Origin of the sequence: Mesorhizobium sp. KR1-2, assembly GCF_040045035.1 — a bacterium.
Classification (GTDB): Bacteria; Pseudomonadota; Alphaproteobacteria; order Rhizobiales; family Rhizobiaceae; genus Pseudaminobacter.
In genome coordinates this window covers 52083-69543 of the sequence record NZ_JBDZDS010000013.1, presented here as the reverse complement: position 1 = coordinate 69543, position 17461 = coordinate 52083, and the positions used below count along the sequence as shown (strand labels likewise).

Genomic DNA, 17461 nt, shown 5'->3' with positions numbered 1-17461 from the left:
TCCGCGCGGCCGACGGCTTCGGAATCGGCCCCTCGAAGGCGGCAATTTCCGCGTAGTCCGAAAGGTTGTGTCGCAAACTCAGCATCAACGAAAGCTGATGCATGATTGCCGCTCCTTGTGACCCGGAGCGTTCCATGTTTTCAGGCCGCCATTTCGATCGTTCGGTGATCCTGCTGTGTGTGCGCTGGTATCTGGCGTACAATCTCAGCCTGCGTGATCTGGAAGAAATGATGACCGAGCGCGGTATCTGTGTCGACCATTCCACGATCCACCGCTGGGTCATGCGCTTCTCGCCGCCGCTGCTTGAGAGATTCAACAGACGGAAGCGTTCCGTCACCGGCAAGTGGCATGTTGATGAGACCTATGTGCGAGTGCGCGGTCGATGGATGTACCTCTACCGCGCCATCGACAGTGTCGGTGACACTGTCGAATTCTTCTTCAGCGAGAACCGCGATCTTCTGGCCGCCAAGCGCTTTCTTCGTAAGGCTCTACAGCATCATGGCCGACCGGGTCGCATCGTGATCGACGGAAGCCAGACGAACAAGGAGGCAATCATTGCCTGCGATGGTGAAAGCAGGCTTCGCCATCGATCACAACGACAGGTGAAACCGATCCGCATCCGGCAGAGCCAGTACCTCAACAACCGCATCGAACAGGACCATCGGCGCATCAAGCGTCGGGTTCGATCCATGCTCGGCTTCAAATCGACCGCATGCGCTGCATCCATCCTGTCGGGCATCGAGATGGTTCACATGATGCGCAAACGACAGGCGAGGTACGCCTACGATCCCGCACCATCACTCGCCGAGCAGTTCGCCATCCTAGCTGCCTGAGCCCCAAGGGTGCAGCCCGATCGCGTCGCTATTGCGAGTTTGCGACACAGCCATCTTCGTTACATGGAGTAAAGATGGGTGGTGCCGCCGCGGTTGCATCACATCACCTCCGACTCGGGCCACTCAAAGCGGAACAGTTCTTTAGAGAAGCAGGCCGTGAACAGCAACGCCGGCCTTATCGGGCGAAATAGCGGCCGCGCAGGAATAACTAGGGGCTTGTTACACAAACCAGGCGTCGGTACTCGCGGCATAGACACAGTGCATGATGAAGTGCCCCCATGTCGACCGGACAGTTGGCATAAACAGAAAGCTCAAGCACAGGCTTGAGCATAGGCTTAGGTCCAACGGTATCGACGTATTGGGGCGCACCCTACACTTATGTGACGACGAAAACCTTCCTGTCCCAGTTCGGGCTCGAGACGCTGCGCGACCTGCCGGATTTCGAGGCGCTCGAGGATGCCGGGTTGCTCTCGAGGGAAAAGTTGCTCGCAGGCGACCTTCTGTCAGGGCTGGCAGGTGGCGGGATTGAGGACGAGTGAAGGGCCCATTGCAGTCATCCGGGTTGACGCGCGCGATGGCGCGAGGTGACCCGAAGCAGTCACGATTATCGGATCAGGCGATGGGAATCGTCGATCCGCAGAAAAGGAGCTCGGACAAGCCCCCCAACTTCATCTATATTTGAGGTGGTCAAGAGTTCATGGGAGCGTTCTGTGCGCGGTCGTGTAGTTCTTGCAACCGCATGCGTGCTCACCTGCAGCCAAGTTGCTTCAGCTGCAGAGCAGGGCAGCGACTTCAATCCGCTGACCTGTGGCTGGCTGCAAGGACGCATTGCGCAGGCCGAGAGCCAACTTAACCCCGCGCGCCTCAACAGTTTCCTGTTTCGGGCAGCCGACTTGGGCTGCACGCCGATCGTGCTGGAGCTCCTTGACCGCGGCGCTTCGGTGTTCGCGCGCGACCGCGTGTCCAACACGGCGCTGCTTTACGCCGCACAAAGCGGCCACAAGGAGATGGTCGGGTTGCTCCTCGACAGGGGGGCCGACATCAATCATGCCAATCTGGACGGCTCGACAGCCTTGGCGCTTGCGATTGCGCGCCAGCGCCATGACGTGGTGAAGATTCTGCTGGAACGGGGAGCTTCAACTGCCGGCCTGGCTCCACGCGGATCGACTTTGCTGGCCACTGCCGCGTTCGACGGCGACGAGCAGCTCGTGCGTGTCCTGCTGGATCGTGGCTCCGATCCCAACGAGCCGGACGGAACCGGCAAGGGTCCGCTTGTCTATGCTGCGGCGAAGGGCCTGACGCCGATCGTGCGGATGTTGCTCGATGCCGGCGCTGACGTGAATAGGGAGTATGCACACAAGCTGACGGCATTGATGTGGGCCGCCGGCTACCCGAATATCGTTGCCGCGCCTGACGGTCTTGCAACGGCAGAACTGCTTGTGGCGCGCGGCGCGAGCATCCATGCCGTGGACGACCGTGGACGTTCGGCATTGATGATTGCGGCCGAGCGCGGCCATGCCGAAATGGTCACATGGCTGATGGCACACGGCGCCGATGCAACCTTGAGGGACGGGCAAGGCAAAATGGCAGCCGATCTTGCGTCGGATTCTGCCGTGCTCAATGCGCTTCGGACGCAGCCGGCCGATCAGAGCCCGGCGAGATAGTGGCTCATCGCAGCTATGTCGGCATCGGACCAGTCCTTGACAATCGCTGCCATGGCCGCGGCATTCTTGCGGGCTCCATCCCGCAGATCGGTGATCGTCTGGGTCAGATAGTCGACCTTCTGGTGATTGAGCCGAGGGTTGCGGCTGTCGCCCAGCATTCCTCCGAGGTGGCACTGCGTACACTGCCCCTCGACAGCGAGGCTTTGCGCGCGCGCGCTGTCTTCGGGGCTGGTGACTTCCGAATAATTCGGCCAGGGCTGAGCCGCGAAATAGGTCGCAAGCGCCTTCATCTCATCATCGGAAAGCTCGGCGGCGATCGGAGCCATGGTCTCGTTTGCACGGCGACCCGCCCGGTAGTCCTTGAGCTCGGTGAGCAGATAGAACATGTGCTGGCCGAAGATGATCGGCACCTTTTCGACGACCGGTTTTCCGTCGGCGCCGTGGCAGCTCGCGCATAGTTGCACTTTGTCCGCGATCTCTGGCGGAGGAGGCGTAGCTGCAGCCTGTTGCGCATTTGTGGGGTGGCCGACCGACAGCGCGAGGACCGCCGCAAATACGGACATGCTTCCTAGGTGAACGGCTCGCATTGCTACTCCTCCAGTGTGGGCGCAAGGAGGGCGAAGCGCAAAGCGCTTCGCCTGTCGGGAAGCGGAGCTTCCTATTGAGCAAGCTTGAACGCGATGATGGCGTTACCGCGCTTGTAGTCCAGTTGCGTGTTGCCGCCGGCGGCTACGACGATGTACTGCTCGCCGTCTACCGTGTAGGAGGCCGGAGGGGCGTTGACCCCGGCACCGGCGCGGAAGTTCCACAATACGTCGCCAGTCTCGGCGTTATAGGCCTTGAACAGGCCGTTGCCTTCACCAGTGAACACCAGACCGCCAGCAGTGGCTAGAACGCCGCCGATCATCGGTTGCTCCGTCTTCGCCTGCCAGCGAATCTTGCCGGTGTTGTAGTCGACCGCCGTCACGTTGCCCCACTGCTCTTCGGTGGGGATGACTTTGAAGGCACCGCCGAGCCACAACTTGCCTTCAGGGTAAGGTGTGCTCTCCACCTGATACGTCATCGGCTGGTGTAGATTGATTGCATAGGCAAGCGAATGCTCTGCGTCGATCGCCATCGGTGACCACTCCACGCCGCCATTGGCGCCGGGAAGCATGCGAGCCCCTTTGGCCGTCGGCAGCGTCCACATGTTCTCCTGCGGGATCATGGCCTCGGAAAAGCGGATGAGGCTGCAGTCGTCCGCCTTGTTGACGTAAACGTGCCCGGTCTTGCCGCCGTGCAGTATGCCCTTCACCGTCTCGCCGCTGTCAGTCTTGACCGGAGTGATGATCGGCGGGCTGACCGAGTCGAGGTCCCACACGTCGTGGGGGATGTATTGGAAGTGGCAGACATACTTGCCCGTATCGAGGTTCACCGAGACGAGCGAGTCCGTGTAGAGGTTGTCCCCGGGGCGGAGCGACCCATCCAGATCGGGGGACGGGTTGCCGACCACGAAGTAGATGCGCCGTGCCTCAAGGTCGACCGCCGGGTTCTGCCACACGCCACCGCCCAAGGTCTTGTATGGATCGCCCGTTTTCGCGAGCGCGGCTTTTTCCGCTTTGATGTCGCGATGCAAATCACGGCCGGTCGCATCGTGCGTGGCCCAGACGCCGACGGTCTTTTCCGGGATTGTGTCGAACGTCCAGAGGAGGTCGCCCTTCTCCGCATCATAGGCCTTCACAAAGCCGCGGATGCCGTATTCCCCGCCATTGGTGCCGATGAGAATCTTGCCGTCGACGGCAGTCGGCGCCATCGTCTCGCTGTAGCCGAGGGCCGGGTCTGCGACATCCTTCTTCCAGACGACCGATCCATTCTGGGCGTTGAGCGCTACGAGCTGGCCATCGAGTGTCCCCAGGTAGACCTTGTCGCCATAGGCAGCGACGCCTCGGTTGTTCGGGCCGCAGCAGAAGGTCGTGATCGGGCCCATCGGGTGCTTGTAGTGCCAGATCTGCTCACCGGTGCGCGCATCCAGCGCGTAGACATGGTCAAAGGCCGTCGTCACATACATGATGCCGTTGACGACAATCGGCGTCGTCTCCAGGGTCTCGACGACGTCGGTCTGAAAGATCCAGGCTGGCCGCAGGTTTTTGACGTTGTCCTTATTGATCTGCTGATTGGGGTAGAAGCGGGTCTGGTTATAGTTTGCATTTGTATGGAGGAAGTTGTTGCCGTCACTCTCGGCTTTGCTCAGCATGTCTTGGGTGACTGGGGTATGTGTCTTTGCTTCCTGAGCCGACGCGGCCGAGATGGTTCCAGCCAGCATGGCAAATACGCAGGCGGCCGCGCCGCCAGCGCACTTCTTCGACCAGTTTGTCATGGTTTCCTCCCTCAGCACTTGATGTGCTGACAATGCGCTCGCCCAAGGCGAACGCAGCGGATAAGCCATTAAACTATCACATTCCGCAGCGGCAAGCGACGTCCACAGGGGTGGAAGTGATCTCGGCCTGCAAAGTGGCGCGCTTCTGCGGGAGGTGTGGCTGACCGATCGATGCCTAGATGTTTACTCCCCGCAGTTGCTGGAGCGGATCTAGCGTGAATCGTTCTCCTGTGCAGCCCAGGCCCCTCTTAGCCGTTCCGCTTGACGGTGACGTGAGAGGCGAGCGAGCAATCCGGAACGAGCTCGAAAAACTGGCCGTTCATGATCGGGGATCATGCACAGCAGAGACGTTTCTCTGCTACCTGTGACGCCTCGCATAACGTATTGTTTGGCGCCTTGCAGAGAACTGGATTTTCGCCGGCCGGGAGCCCGGTGAGGCCGCTACAGGCGGCGTTTTTGTGCTGCGGGTTTTGTCGCAAACTGGAAAAGGCGCGATCTTGTTTGGCCGCCCCACTTGGCGCGGACCATAGACGGGCAGCTCGAGCCCGCGTTGAAGGCGGTTATCGTGACATCGCCCCAAGGGGCACTTAGTGCTTGAGAACACGGGAAAGGAAAGACCGCGCACGTTCATTCTTCGGCTGCGTGAAAAACTCGTCCGGCTTCGCGATCTCCATGATCGCGCCTTGGTCGATATAGACGATACGGTCCGCAACCTCGCGCGCGAAGCCCATTTCGTGGGTAACGATCATCATAGTCATGCCATCCGCCGCAAGTTTGCGCATGACATCCAGGACTTCGCCGACCATTTCCGGGTCAAGCGCGGAAGTCGGCTCGTCGAACAGCATCAGATGCGGTTCCATCGCCAACGACCGCGCAATTGCGACGCGCTGTTGCTGGCCGCCGGACAGTTGCGCCGGATACTTGTGTGCATGAGCGGTCAAGCCGACCTGTTCAAGCAGGGCAAGGGCGGTCGCCTCGGCTTCGGCCTTCGACTTCTTGCGCACGCGCATCGGCGCAATCGTGATGTTCTCCAGCACCGTCTTGTGTGGAAAGAGGTTGAATTGCTGGAAGACCATGCCGACGCCCTTGCGGATGGCGGCAAGCTCGCGCTCGCCGCCGAGCTTGCGGTCCTCCTCCACCGGCATCTGGAAGCCATCGACCCGCAGGCTGCCGTTCTGGTACATCTCGAGGCCGTTTACACAGCGGATCAGCGTGGACTTACCGGACCCGCTCGCACCGAGCACCACCACAACTTCCCCGCGCGCAACGGAAAGGTCGATGTTCTTCAGAACGTGATGAGTTCCGTAGAACTTGTTGAGACCTTTCATTTCAACGATGGCGTTCATTGAATTGACTCCATTGGGGTTGAGGCCGCTCATCGGGTGCCTTTCGCGAGATGGGCTTCGAGCTTGCGGGCGACAAACGTGATCAAGGAACCTACGAGAAAATACGTCACGAACAGGAACGAATAGACTTCGTAGGTGCGGTTGCCGTACTGAGGATTGGCAAGGATCATCTGTCCTGCACGTAGGAAATCCGTGAGCCCGATGATGAACACCAGCGGGGCCGCATTGAAGATATCCAGCACGTTGCCGACCAGCGGGGGCACCACCACCCGGATCGCCTGTGGAAGTACGATGTAGCGATTGATGTCGAGTTCGCTCATGCCGAGCGAGCGCGCGGCTTCGGTCTGTCCGCGTGGCACCGCCTGCAGGCCGGAGCGCACATATTCGGCGACATAGGCGGAATAGAACACGGTGAAGCCGATCATGCCACGGGCAACGTCTGCCAGGCCCCATCCGGGCGCCAGCACAGGCATGAGAATCCAAATCCAGTAGACGACGAGGATCAGCGGCACGGAACGCATGACCTCGATATAGGCGGTGCAGATCACGCGCACGCTGGAGAGGCGGCTGCGGCGCCCGAATGCCAGCAGGATGCCGATCGGCAGCGTCAGGATGGAGGTCACGAGAGTGATGAGGACGCTCAGCAGCAGGCCGCCCCATAGCCCGACGCCGGGCGGTGCCAGCACCGCGAATATTCCGATGAGGCCGAGGAAGCTTGCCGGGACAAGCGCGCGCCGGACGGGCGCCCAATGCGAAGTGAGTATCCATCCGCCGACCGAGATCGCGATCGTGGCAAAGATGAAGATCGAGGTTGCGAAATCACCTTCGGCCGTCAGGAACAGCACGGCGAGCAGGGCGACCGCCAGAAATGCCGCGTGGTGGCGCCGAAAGGCAAAGACACAGCCAAGCGCCGCGCCCAGCAACGCGCCGATGATGATCACCGTCGTCCACGCACGCCAGGCCTGGTCGGCCGGGTAAACGCCGATCATCAACACGCGCAGGCTCTGCGGGATGATGTCCCACTGCGCCTTTGTCAGTACCCACGCGACCGTTTGGTAAATGAGCCAAAGGCCGCTCGGGATCACGGTGAGCGACAGCAGCGCATCGAACGGCTTGGCGAAGAGGTTGTGCCGGGACCATTTCAACGATTTGGCGATCATCGCGCGGCTCCCTGACCGGTAAGACGTTTGTCGGCCCAGGAGACGAGCGCGCTGATGATCCAGCTCAGGATCAGGTAGGAAACCATGACGATGATGATGCCCTCAAGGCTATGGCCCGTCTGGTTTGCGATCGTTCCGTAGATGTTGAAGAGCTCCGGATAGCCGATCGCGATACCGAGCGCGGTGTTCTTGGTCAGGCTGATGTACTGGTTGCCGAACGAGGGCAGCACAACGCGAAAGACCTGCGGAAGAATGATGTCGTTCACGGTGTGACGACGGCTCAGTCCGAGGGAGGCGGCAGCTTCCCATTGGCCCTTCGGCAGCGCGTCGATCGATCCGCGAACGATCTCTGCGATGTAGGCCGCGCTATTGACCACGACCGCAAGGAGCAGGGCCGCCATTTCGGGGCTCATGCTCGTGCCGCCATGGGCCTGGAATTTCGAGGCGACCGGAAAGTCCAGCGCGATCGCGCCGTCTGCCAGCATCAGGCAGAAAAGAGCCAGAGCCGAACCAGCAAATATCCACCGCGGCTTCCCGGTCGAGCCGAAAATCGCACCTGCGGCGGCTACCAAGGTCGCGGCCAGCATGGCGAGCGCTACCCAGGAACCCTCTCCCTGCCAAACGGGGATGGGAAAATAGAGCCCCTGCTGGCTGATGATGATGCCGCCATACAGCTTGGCTGCTGCAGCCAGCGGCGGGAAATGCAGGACAACCGCGAAGTACCAGAAGACGAGCTGGATCAGCAGCGGCGTATTGCGGACGAACTCAACGCACCAGAACGAAAGATTCCGCACCACCCAGTTCGTGGAAAGTCGGCCGACGCCGAGAAGCGTTCCGAGAACCGTGCTCAGCACAATGGCGAGAATGGCGATCTTGATCGTGTTTATGAGGCCCGTGACGAAGGCCTGTGCGACTGCGAGGTCCGCCGTGAAATCGATGAAGCCCGGCCAGGCCCCTTCATTGAAGACAAAGGTCTTGCCTTCGCTGATGTCGAAGCCGGCGGCATCCCAGAGGAACGAAAAGCTGAACTTGATGCCGTGTCTTGCCAGTCCCTCTTTGACGGCAATGGCAAAGATTGCAACCAGTCCGATGGCTGCAGCGATGATAGCGAACTGAATGGCTTCGTGTCTGAGCCGATTGCGCCGCCGCCGCGAACCATCATTGGCGGTGAGATGGCCCGCATCCGTTTGTTCAATGGTCATATCGAAGTACCAAACGCCTTCTCAAAAATCGCTGAGGCGGGAGTTCCGCCTCAGCGAGCGTGTATGGATCAGTTCCAGAGGGGCGAATAGATCGCGCCGCCCTGCGTCCAGGGCGCGTTCGGGGTGCCCTTGCGATCGAGATACATCTTCGTGTTCGGGCCGAGGTTGCGATCGTAGATCTCGCCGTAGTTGCCGACGGCCTTGACTGCCTGGGCGACGAAGTCCTCCGGAAGACCGAAGTCCTTGCCGTAGCCAGCGCCCACGCCGAGGAACTTCTGGACGAACGGATCTTCGCTCTTCAGCTGCTCATCGAGGTTCGCCTGGGTGATGCCGGACTCTTCTGCCTGGAACAGGCCGAAGCTGATCCAGCGCAGCGCGTTGCGCCACTTGGAGTCGTTAGCGGCGACGAAACCGGCGAAGGGCGACTTGTCGAGCGTGTCGGGGAGGATCACGTAGTCAGCCGGGGTCGGCGAGTTGCCGGCCCAGGCGGCGAGTGCCGACTTGTCCGTGCTCATCGCGTTGCAGCGGCCAGAGTTCAGCGCAGCGAACAGCTTCTCGAGGTTCTCATAGGTCAGGACCTTGGAAGTCTTCCAGCCGCGTGCCTTGAAGGCGCCAGTCAGAACCGTCTCGGTGGCCGAGCCCTGCGTCGTGCAGATGGTCGCGCCGTCGAGATCGGCGAACTCCTTCACGCCGCTGTCGGCCTTCACCATGATGCCGGTGCCGTCGTAGAAGTTGATCGGCAGGAAGTCGATCGCAATCGACGACTCGCGCGCCGGCTTGACGGTGGTGTGCGCGAAAACAACGTCGACCTGGTTGGTCAGCACGGCGTCAAAGCGGCTCTTGTCGGTCACCGTGACGAACTTGACCTTCGAAGCGTCGCCCAGGACTGCTGCGGCGATGGCCTTGCAGAAGTCGACGTCCAGGCCTTCCATCTGCCCCGTCGTGGTGTTCAGGTAGCCAAAGCCCGGCGCGGTGTTGTCGGTTCCGCAGTTCAGCGTTCCCCGCTGCTTGACGGTATCCAGCACTGATGCCGACGCCTGGGTGGCGGCAAAGGCAAGCCCGGCAAACACGCCGGCCGCCAGAATTTTCATGAGTTTCATCGCATTCCTTCCCATATGACGAAAATGTGCGTGGGCACGCTGTATGGCTGCATCGTGGCGTAGATTTGAAAGGGCGTTAGACAACGGCGGCTTTGCCGTTTTGAAGCAAGCGTTCCCGCCATTTGGCCTAAGTTCGCTATTGAGGTTCCTCCCGCAAGCGCGCCCATAAATCGACCGCCGCAGGATAAAAATGCGGTTTATTCAGGTCTACTTAATTCTCCTTGCCTTACAGTTTAGGAAAAATAGACGATTGACCAGGAGCCTCGCGCCTGCCGGCGGCTTGACCGCCCCACCCCTGACGTCGCCTCAAGGCCTGACCCGATTTTCAATCTGCGCGATAAATGCCTGCAGCGCAGGGCTGCGCTTCTCGCCCTTGCGGAAGGCCAGCGAGATCTTGCGTCGGATTTCGGGCACCACCTTGCAGACCCACACATCTTCGAGATCGTTACTTGCGCGCAGACCCGGCAGCATCGAGATGCCGTAGTTCTCTCGGATGAGCGCGATGGTCACCTCGAACCCCTTGCAGCGGGCCACGATATGCGGGTTGAAACCCGCCGCCTGGCAGGCGTCGGTCAGCATGCGCGTGTAAGTCGACGAAGCCGTATCGATTGCCCACCGCTCGCCGCGCAGTTCCTGCAAGGTCACGGTGGGCCGTTCGGCAAGGCGGTGGTCTTTCGACACCATCACATTGAAGATGTCCTCCATCAGCGGGATCGTCTCGACATTTGGGTCCAACGCCCCAGGGGGGACGTTCAGGTCGTCAATGATCGCAACGTCAGTCTGCCAGCTGCGCAGGGCGGCAAGGCTCTCGGCCGGCTCCATTTCGTCAAACTGGACGGTCAATCGCGGATGCAGTTGAAGCAGCTCATGCACCGTTGCCGGTATCAGCGCTGCGGCAACAGATGGAAAGGCCGCGACGCGCAACTCGCCGGCAATCACCTTCTTCAATTCGGCAATGTCCGCGCGGGCCGATTCCAGCTCGGCGAGAATACGTTCGGCACGCTCGACGAGTTGCTGACCCGCAAGCGTCAGGGTGACCCCGCGACCGCGGCGCTCGATCAGGGCGATGCCGACCTCTTCTTCCAGAAGGGCGAGCTGCTGCGACACAGCGGATGGCGAGACGTAAAGCGCCTCGGCCACTGCCGCCATGGTCTTGCGTATCGACAATTCTCTTAGGGCGCGCAGCCGGGCGAGATCCATCTTGCACTCTCCGTTCTCACTGCGCATTCATTAGCAGATCAGAACATATATGCAAAGATTATTAACTTTTTCTGGATCAAGGAACTCACTAGGCTCGCTCCAATACCTTTCTGCGGTATCCGGAGATAGCCATGACCGTTCAAACGAAACCCCATTTTAGCGCCTCGGTTGACGAGCGCGACCCGCTCATTGCCCAGGCACTGGATAGCGAGCGGAAGCGTCAGCAGAGCCAGATTGAGCTCATCGCGTCCGAAAACATCGTGAGCCGTGCGGTCCTGGACGCGCTTGGCCACGAGATGACGAACAAGACGCTCGAGGGCTATCCCGGCAACCGCTTCCACGGCGGCGGCGAGTTCGTCGATATCGTCGAGCAGGCTGCGATCGACCGTGCGAAAGAGCTGTTCAAGTGCGGCTACGCCAACGTCCAGCCGCATTCGGGAACCCAGGCAAACCTGGCCGTCTTCTATCTGCTGCTGAAGCCCGGCGACAAGGTGTTGTCGCTTGATCTGGCTGCCGGCGGCCATCTGTCGCACGGAATGAAGGCCAATCTTTCCGGCCGCTGGTTCGAGGCGCACAACTACGGCGTGAACCCGGAAACCGAGGTGATCGACTACGACGAGATGGAGCGCGTGGCGATGGAGGTCCGTCCCACCCTGCTGATCACCGGCGGGTCGGCCTATCCGCGCGAACTCGACTTCGAACGCATGGGCAAGATCGCCAAGAAGGTCGGCGCGTGGTTCCTCGTGGACATGGCCCATATCGCGGGGCTGGTTGCCGGCGGCGTGCATCCCTCGCCGTTCCCGCATGCCGATATCGTCACCTGCACCACGACCAAGACGCTGCGCGGCCCGCGCGGCGGCCTGATCCTGACCAACAACGAAGACTGGTACAAGAAGCTGCAGTCGGCGGTCTTCCCCGGCGTGCAGGGCTCGCTCCACAGCCAGGTTCTCGCTGCGAAGGCGATCTGCCTCGGCGAAGCGCTGCAGGACGACTTCAAGGTCTATGCGGCTCAGGTCAAGGCGAACGCGAAAGTGCTGGCCGAGACGCTGTCCAACCGCGGAATCCGCATCGTGTCGGGCGGCACGGACACGCACATCGTCCTGATCGACCTGTCGACCAAGGGGCTCATCGGAAAGCAGGCGGAAGTCGTGCTGGCCCGCGCCAACATCACCTCCAACAAGAACCCGATCCCGAACGACAGCCCGCGCCCGCCGGAGTGGGTCGGCATGCGCCTTGGCGTCTCGGCTGCGACCACCCGCGGCATGAAGGAAGACGAGTTCCGCACGCTCGGCAATGTCATCGCCGATCTCATCGAGGCGGAAGCGGCCGGTAACGCCGATGCCGTGGTTGAGGCCTCCAAGGTCAAGGTTGCTCAGCTTGCCGAGGCGTTCCCGATCTACGGGAACTGATCGTCCCGCACTGTAGCCGGATCAACAAGAATGCCGCGCGGGCCGAAAACACGCGCGGCATTCGACGCCATGGCGAAGAGCAAATCCCGGTGTTGGCACGCATCGCTCTAGCCCCCGTTTGGCGCGAAAGGGAGCGTTGGAATGGATGGTGATCCTCACGCTGCCATCATCGCTGGCAAAGGGTTTGCCAACGGCCTGACCATTGCCTGCCCGTTGGCCAACGCCCTGACAGCTTTCAGTCGCCAGCACCGCGTGCCCGGTGCCTGACCGGCCCGATAAGGAATATCGTGATGTCCAGCCATTCCCCCCGCTTTGCACTGCGCGTCGCTTGCCCGTCGATCCGCGGGGTCACTGCCGCGATTGCCTCGTACCTGGCCGACAACGGCTGCAACATCTCCGACAGCGCTCAGTTCGACGACGCGGCCACCGGCCGCTATTTCATGCGCGTCAGCTTCCAATCCGAAGAGGGGCGGACGCTGGAACAGCTGCGCGAGGGCTTTGCCCCGATCGTGCAGAAGTATCAGGCGGAAGCCGAATTCTTCGACGAAATGGCCAAGCGCAAGGTGATCCTGATGGTCTCGCGCTTCGGACATTGCCTCAACGATCTCCTGTATCGCTGGCGCATCGGCGCGCTGCCCATCGACATCGTGGGCGTGATCTCCAATCACATGGACTATCAGCGTGTTGTCGTGAACCACGACATTCCGTTCCATTGCATCAAGGTGACGAAGGAGAACAAGGCCGAGGCCGAAGCTGCGCAGATGCGCGTCGTCGAGGAAACCGGGGCCGAACTCATCGTGCTCGCCCGGTACATGCAGGTTCTTTCGGACGAGATGTGCCGGAAAATGTCGGGCCGGATCATCAACATCCACCATTCCTTCCTGCCCAGCTTCAAGGGCGCCAACCCCTACAAGCAGGCCTTCGAGCGGGGCGTGAAGCTGATCGGGGCGACCTCCCACTACGTGACTGCCGATCTCGACGAAGGTCCGATCATCGAGCAGGACACGGTGCGCGTCACCCACGCCCAAAGCGCCGATGACTATGTGAGCCTCGGACGCGACGTGGAAAGCCAGGTTCTGGCGCGCGCGATCCACGCGCATATTCACGGCCGTGTTTTCCTGAATGGCGACAAGACCGTCGTCTTCCCGCCGTCGCCGGGCTCATACGCATCCGAGCGCATGGGCTAACAACGCCTGCCGGGCCAAGGCTCAGCATCCTGACAAGCCTTGGCCCCCGCCATCTGCACGACCAGTCCATCGAGGAAATCATGAAAGTCATCGTTCTGGGGGCCGGAGTCATCGGCGTCACGTCCGCTTACCAGCTCGCCAAGGCAGGCCATGAAGTGGCCGTCATCGACCGGCAGGACGGGCCGGCACTGGAGACGAGCTTTGCCAACGCCGGCGAGGTCTCCTTTGGCTACTGCTCGCCCTGGGCCGCGCCCGGCATTCCGCAGAAGGCCGTCAAATGGACTTTCATGAAGCATGCTCCTCTCATTCTGAGGCCGAAGGCCGATGCGGCCATGCTTTCCTGGCTGATGAGCATGCTGCGCAACTGTACGTCGGAGCGCTATGCCATCAACAAGAGCCGCATGCTTCGGCTTGCAGACTACAGCCGGCTGTCGCTTGCCGCTGTCCGCGAGGAGACCGGCATCGCGTATGACGAGCGCATGCAGGGAACGCTCCAGCTGTTCCGCACCCAGCAGCAGCTTGATGCGTCGGCCAAGGACGTGAAGGCGCTTGCCGCCGACGGCATCCCCTACGAGGTCCTGGACCGGGAGGGCTGCATCCGCGTCGAGCCCGCCCTTGCGCATGTGCGCCACAAATTCGTCGGCGGCCTGCTGACGCCGAAGGACGAGACCGGCGACTGCTTCAAGTTCACCAATGCACTGGCCGCCAAGGCGGCCGAGCTCGGCGTGCAGTTCCTCTACGGCACTGAGATCAAGAGGCTCGATGTCGAAGGCGGTAAGGTGCGCGGCGTCGTCACCGGTCGTGAGACGATGAAGGCCGACGCAGTGGTTGTGGCGCTCGGCAGCTATTCGCCGTTCCTCCTCAAGTCCTTTGGCATCCGGCTGCCGGTCTATCCGGTCAAGGGCTACTCCTTGACCATTCCGATCACCGATGCGTCGCGTGCGCCGGAATCGACCGTGATGGACGAGACCTACAAGATCGCCATCACGCGTCTCGGCGACCGCATTCGCGTCGGCGGCATGGCGGAAATCTCCGGCTACACGGACGACCTCAGCCTGGCACGCCGACGCACGCTCGAGCATTCCGTCACCGATCTCTTCCCCGGCGGCGATGCGGCGAAGGCTTCCTTCTGGTCGGGCCTGCGTCCGATGACGCCGGACGGAACGCCGGTGATCGGCGCCACCAAGATCGCCGGCCTGTTCCTGAACACGGGTCACGGCACGCTTGGCTGGACCATGAGCACCGGTTCGGCGCGTGTGGTCAGCGACCTCGTCAGCGGCCGCAAACCCGACATCGACGCAACCGATCTCGCGATTGCACGCTACGCCTAGGATCAGGAGAGCAGCCCATGACAATCCAGTTGCCGAACCACCCAATTCGCCCCGATGTCCTCGCCGCGCATCCGACGCTCTGGACGAACCCGTCTTACCGCCCGGGCGCCATCAATGACGCTAAACTCCCCGTCCGGCCGGAACAGGTCGAAGACGCGCAGCGCAATTGGCGGCGGCTCGCTCCGCTGCTGGAGACCTGTTTCCCGGAGCTAAAGGCCAGCGGAGGCGCGATCCGTTCGGAACTGGTCGAGCTTCAGGATCTGAGTGCCGCTCTCGGTTATGATGGGCAGGAATTCGGACGGCAATTCATCAAGGCTGATAGCCATCTGCCGGTAGCCGGTTCGATCAAGGCACGCGGTGGGGTCTATGAGGTTTTCACCTTTGCCGAACAGTTGGCCACGAAGGAAGGGCTGCTGAAGGAGGGCGACGACATTCGCCGTCTCGCCGAAAGCGATGCGCGCGCGTTTTTCTCCCAATACACGATCGCGGTCGGCAGCACCGGAAACCTCGGCTTGAGCGTCGGCATCGCCGCGCGCGCGCTCGGCTTCAAGGCGACCGTGCACATGTCGTCCGACGCCAAGGCGTGGAAGGTTGAACGCCTGACCCGCCTCGGCGTGCAGGTCGTCCAGCATCAGGCCGACTATACGACGGCGGTCGAGAACGCCCGGATCGTGGCAGAGAACGACCCGAGCATCTACTTCGTCGACGACGAGCAGTCCCAGCAGCTTTTCCTTGGATATAGCGTGGCGGCCCTGGAACTGGCCGACCAGCTTCGGGCCCGGGAGATCCCGGTCGACGCCGAGCACCCCCTGTTCCTCTACCTGCCCTGCGGCATCGGCGGCGCGCCGGGCGGCGTGGCCTTCGGCGCCAAGATGGTGTTCGGCGACAATGTCCATTGCTTCTTCGTCGAGCCGGTACAGTCGCCTTGCGCCCTTGTTCAGCTCATGAGCGGCTCGGAAGACCTGGTCTCCGTCTACGACGTCGGGCTGACGAACAAGACCGAAGCCGACGGCATGGCCGTAGCACGCATGTCTGCATTCGTGGCAACCGTCATGCGCAACATGCTGGCTGGCGTCTTCACCGTTGCCGACGATGACTTGTTCCGGTGGCTGTATCTCGCCCACTCTGTGCTGGGCATGCGCCTCGAGCCCTCGGCGACCGCCGCTCTCGCGGGTCCGGAATTTGTCGTAAATCACCCGGAAGGCAAGAAGTTCTGCGCGGGTCTCGGCATTGAAAAGCACCTGCCCAAGGCAACGCATATCCTTTGGACGACCGGCGGCTCCTTCGTGCCTGAAGAGCAGTTCGAGGGCTTCCTGACCCAGGCAGCAGCAACCACATGACCGCCGCTGAGCATCGCCAACTTCAAGCGACCGCAATGGCAACATGGCGCGAGATCGCTGCGCCCGTCGCTGCATGATCCAGCGGGTCGCATGGACATGTGCGCAACCGCCAAACTTGAGGCGACGTTACCCCTCAGCTTGATGACCGGTTAAGGCGACGGTGCCTTTGGCCATCATTTCCTTCAGACCCCGTAGACTCAAACCATATGTCAGGTACCAACGCACGCCCAGCAAGATAACTGAACGGTCGAAATGACGGCCCTTGAACATGATGATCCCTCCACGGTGGATTGGCCTTCATGACGCGGCACCGCTTACCGAATGGTTTGCAACAGAACCTGCTCGGCGAGCACCTGCAGCAGCTGTGGCAGACGGTCCAGGAACTCCTGGATAAGCCCCGAGCCTTCATACCGGAAATAGATTGCCATTCAGTTTGCGACAGAACCGGCTTTTGAGGAACCGTTCACTCGTCGCTTTGCTGCAGGGTTGCTGCTCGGCGCTGCATGGCAAACCTCGCCGCCGAGCAATTGATATCGGGAACGGTGTCGAACGCCTGCTGATAGAGAAGGCGCGCCATCGACATATTGCCGCGGATCTCGGAGGCGAGCCCTGCCAGGGCGGCGCGTTTGTAGGCATCCTGGATCGGCTGAGCGGCTTCTGCGAGCGCTGCATCGTCGGTGGACTCTGGCGCGGCGGCAAGCGTTGCGTAAGTTATCCGCTGGCCGACCGCCCGGCCACTGATTGCGCCGTTGAAGCTCGCTTCCGAAAGCTGACGCATGCGGCGGGCACTCTTGATGCATGCGACGATTTCCGACGCGACGGCGTCGATACGGGCGGCCGAGGGCGCGTCGCCTCCCTTGTCTCCGCCCGAGAGGATCGTCATCGCCACGGCCGCAGCCATGCCCAGATAGACTACGCCTATTGCAGCGAGGAATTCGGGCCGCTTGAGAAGGGGCTTCCCGGGCTTGGTCGCTGCGTTCGGTTTCGCCTCCTTCTTCTTCGGCTCCTTCGCCGCCTTGATGACATATTGGAACTCGACGTCCTTACCGAGCCGGAAGGTGTCGCCCGGCTTCAGGGAGGCCGTCTGCAGCAGCGCCTCGCCGTTGAGTGCGATCACGTTGAGCCCCGTGCGGCGGATGATGAAGCCGCCGTCGGACTGCCGTTCGATGCGCGCATGGATCGGTGCCAGATAGGGGTCGTCCACCACGATGTCGCAATCGGGGGCGCGACCTATGGTCGTTTCCGGTTGGTTCAGGACGTGTTTGCGGCTTTGGCCCTCCGGCCCGGTCTGGAGAAGACCTGCTTTGTTTCCGCTAAAGAAGGAAAAGGCCAT

Annotated in this window: 15 protein-coding genes and 1 pseudogene; 7 read left to right on the top strand and 9 right to left on the bottom strand. The window is 61.5% G+C overall.

The genetic code is table 11. The features are described from left to right. Positions 1-134 precede the first annotated feature (134 nt). The 3 genes from ABLE85_RS22085 (at position 135) to ABLE85_RS22075 (ending at position 2497) form a co-directional block, all read left to right on the top strand. Complete coding sequence (locus tag ABLE85_RS22085) at positions 135-833, top strand: IS6 family transposase (RefSeq protein WP_348794859.1); 699 nt, start codon at positions 135-137, stop codon at positions 831-833. 380 nt (positions 834-1213) lie between these two features. Then, entirely contained in the window at positions 1214-1372 is a 159-nt protein-coding gene (locus ABLE85_RS22080; RefSeq protein WP_348794908.1) for a hypothetical protein, read from the top strand. A 45-nt stretch (positions 1373-1417) separates the two neighbouring features. Next, on the top strand, positions 1418-2497 hold the full coding sequence (locus ABLE85_RS22075) for an ankyrin repeat domain-containing protein (RefSeq protein ID WP_348794858.1): 1080 nt from the start codon (positions 1418-1420) through the stop codon (positions 2495-2497). Here the strand turns inward: ABLE85_RS22075 and ABLE85_RS22070 are convergent. The 7 genes from ABLE85_RS22070 to ABLE85_RS22040 form a co-directional block, all read right to left on the bottom strand. Continuing rightward, complete coding sequence (locus ABLE85_RS22070) at positions 2479-3060, bottom strand: c-type cytochrome (protein ID WP_348794857.1); 582 nt, start codon at positions 3058-3060, stop codon at positions 2479-2481. The genes ABLE85_RS22075 and ABLE85_RS22070 overlap by 19 nt on opposite strands. Before the next feature lie 95 nt (positions 3061-3155). Next, a complete protein-coding gene (locus ABLE85_RS22065) occupies positions 3156-4853 on the bottom strand; it encodes a PQQ-binding-like beta-propeller repeat protein (protein WP_348794856.1) in 1698 nt (565 codons plus the stop codon). 587 nt (positions 4854-5440) lie between these two features. Beyond that, a complete protein-coding gene (locus ABLE85_RS22060) occupies positions 5441-6199 on the bottom strand; it encodes an amino acid ABC transporter ATP-binding protein (RefSeq protein ID WP_348794907.1) in 759 nt (252 codons plus the stop codon). A gap of 29 nt (positions 6200-6228) precedes the next feature. After that, positions 6229-7359 (bottom strand): amino acid ABC transporter permease, encoded by a 1131-nt coding sequence (locus ABLE85_RS22055; protein WP_348794855.1) that lies wholly within the window; start codon positions 7357-7359, stop codon positions 6229-6231. Beyond that, complete coding sequence (locus tag ABLE85_RS22050; protein WP_348794854.1) at positions 7356-8561, bottom strand: ABC transporter permease subunit; 1206 nt, start codon at positions 8559-8561, stop codon at positions 7356-7358. Before ABLE85_RS22050 ends, ABLE85_RS22055 begins: the two co-directional genes overlap by 4 nt. A gap of 68 nt (positions 8562-8629) precedes the next feature. After that, the gene (locus tag ABLE85_RS22045) at positions 8630-9661 is read right to left on the bottom strand and encodes a transporter substrate-binding domain-containing protein (protein ID WP_348794853.1); all 1032 of its coding nucleotides are present in this window, start codon (positions 9659-9661) and stop codon (positions 8630-8632) included. Positions 9662-9967: 306 nt separating this feature from the next. Further along, positions 9968-10861 (bottom strand): LysR substrate-binding domain-containing protein, encoded by an 894-nt coding sequence (locus ABLE85_RS22040; RefSeq protein WP_348794852.1) that lies wholly within the window; start codon positions 10859-10861, stop codon positions 9968-9970. Positions 10862-10992: 131 nt separating this feature from the next. Between ABLE85_RS22040 and glyA the strand changes: the two genes are divergently transcribed. From glyA to ABLE85_RS22020, 4 genes are all read left to right on the top strand, one after another. Beyond that, positions 10993-12270, top strand: coding sequence for a serine hydroxymethyltransferase (gene glyA, locus ABLE85_RS22035; protein ID WP_348794851.1), 1278 nt, complete (start codon positions 10993-10995; stop codon positions 12268-12270). 290 nt (positions 12271-12560) lie between these two features. Then, on the top strand, positions 12561-13457 hold the full coding sequence (gene purU / locus ABLE85_RS22030) for a formyltetrahydrofolate deformylase (protein ID WP_348794850.1): 897 nt from the start codon (positions 12561-12563) through the stop codon (positions 13455-13457). Positions 13458-13537: 80 nt separating this feature from the next. Continuing rightward, the gene (locus tag ABLE85_RS22025; RefSeq protein WP_348794849.1) at positions 13538-14788 is read left to right on the top strand and encodes a D-amino acid dehydrogenase; all 1251 of its coding nucleotides are present in this window, start codon (positions 13538-13540) and stop codon (positions 14786-14788) included. A 17-nt stretch (positions 14789-14805) separates the two neighbouring features. Continuing rightward, a complete protein-coding gene (locus tag ABLE85_RS22020) occupies positions 14806-16128 on the top strand; it encodes a D-serine ammonia-lyase (RefSeq protein WP_348794848.1) in 1323 nt (440 codons plus the stop codon). 159 nt (positions 16129-16287) lie between these two features. Here ABLE85_RS22020 and ABLE85_RS22015 read toward each other — a convergent pair. After that, positions 16288-16398: pseudogene (locus tag ABLE85_RS22015) on the bottom strand (IS6 family transposase); the annotation flags it as partial. 193 nt (positions 16399-16591) lie between these two features. Continuing rightward, positions 16592-17461 (bottom strand): FHA domain-containing protein, encoded by an 870-nt coding sequence (locus tag ABLE85_RS22010; RefSeq protein ID WP_348794847.1) that lies wholly within the window; start codon positions 17459-17461, stop codon positions 16592-16594.

Excerpts from the sequence above, each read along its gene's own strand:
- ABLE85_RS22025 (WP_348794849.1), top strand. The coding sequence starts at position 13,538 with ATGAAAGTCATCGTTCTGGGGGCCGGAGTCATCGGCGTCACGTCCGCT.
- ABLE85_RS22055 (WP_348794855.1), bottom strand. The coding sequence starts at position 7,359 with ATGATCGCCAAATCGTTGAAATGGTCCCGGCACAACCTCTTCGCCAAG.
- ABLE85_RS22040 (WP_348794852.1), bottom strand. The coding sequence starts at position 10,861 with ATGGATCTCGCCCGGCTGCGCGCCCTAAGAGAATTGTCGATACGCAAG.
- ABLE85_RS22085 (WP_348794859.1), top strand. The coding sequence starts at position 135 with ATGTTTTCAGGCCGCCATTTCGATCGTTCGGTGATCCTGCTGTGTGTG.
- ABLE85_RS22060 (WP_348794907.1), bottom strand. The coding sequence starts at position 6,199 with ATGAACGCCATCGTTGAAATGAAAGGTCTCAACAAGTTCTACGGAACT.
- ABLE85_RS22020 (WP_348794848.1), top strand. The coding sequence starts at position 14,806 with ATGACAATCCAGTTGCCGAACCACCCAATTCGCCCCGATGTCCTCGCC.
- ABLE85_RS22010 (WP_348794847.1), bottom strand. The coding sequence starts at position 17,461 with ATGGCCTTTTCCTTCTTTAGCGGAAACAAAGCAGGTCTTCTCCAGACC.
- ABLE85_RS22070 (WP_348794857.1), bottom strand. The coding sequence starts at position 3,060 with ATGTCCGTATTTGCGGCGGTCCTCGCGCTGTCGGTCGGCCACCCCACA.
- ABLE85_RS22050 (WP_348794854.1), bottom strand. The coding sequence starts at position 8,561 with ATGACCATTGAACAAACGGATGCGGGCCATCTCACCGCCAATGATGGT.
- ABLE85_RS22045 (WP_348794853.1), bottom strand. The coding sequence starts at position 9,661 with ATGAAACTCATGAAAATTCTGGCGGCCGGCGTGTTTGCCGGGCTTGCC.
- purU (WP_348794850.1), top strand. The coding sequence starts at position 12,561 with ATGTCCAGCCATTCCCCCCGCTTTGCACTGCGCGTCGCTTGCCCGTCG.
- glyA (WP_348794851.1), top strand. The coding sequence starts at position 10,993 with ATGACCGTTCAAACGAAACCCCATTTTAGCGCCTCGGTTGACGAGCGC.
- ABLE85_RS22065 (WP_348794856.1), bottom strand. The coding sequence starts at position 4,853 with ATGACAAACTGGTCGAAGAAGTGCGCTGGCGGCGCGGCCGCCTGCGTA.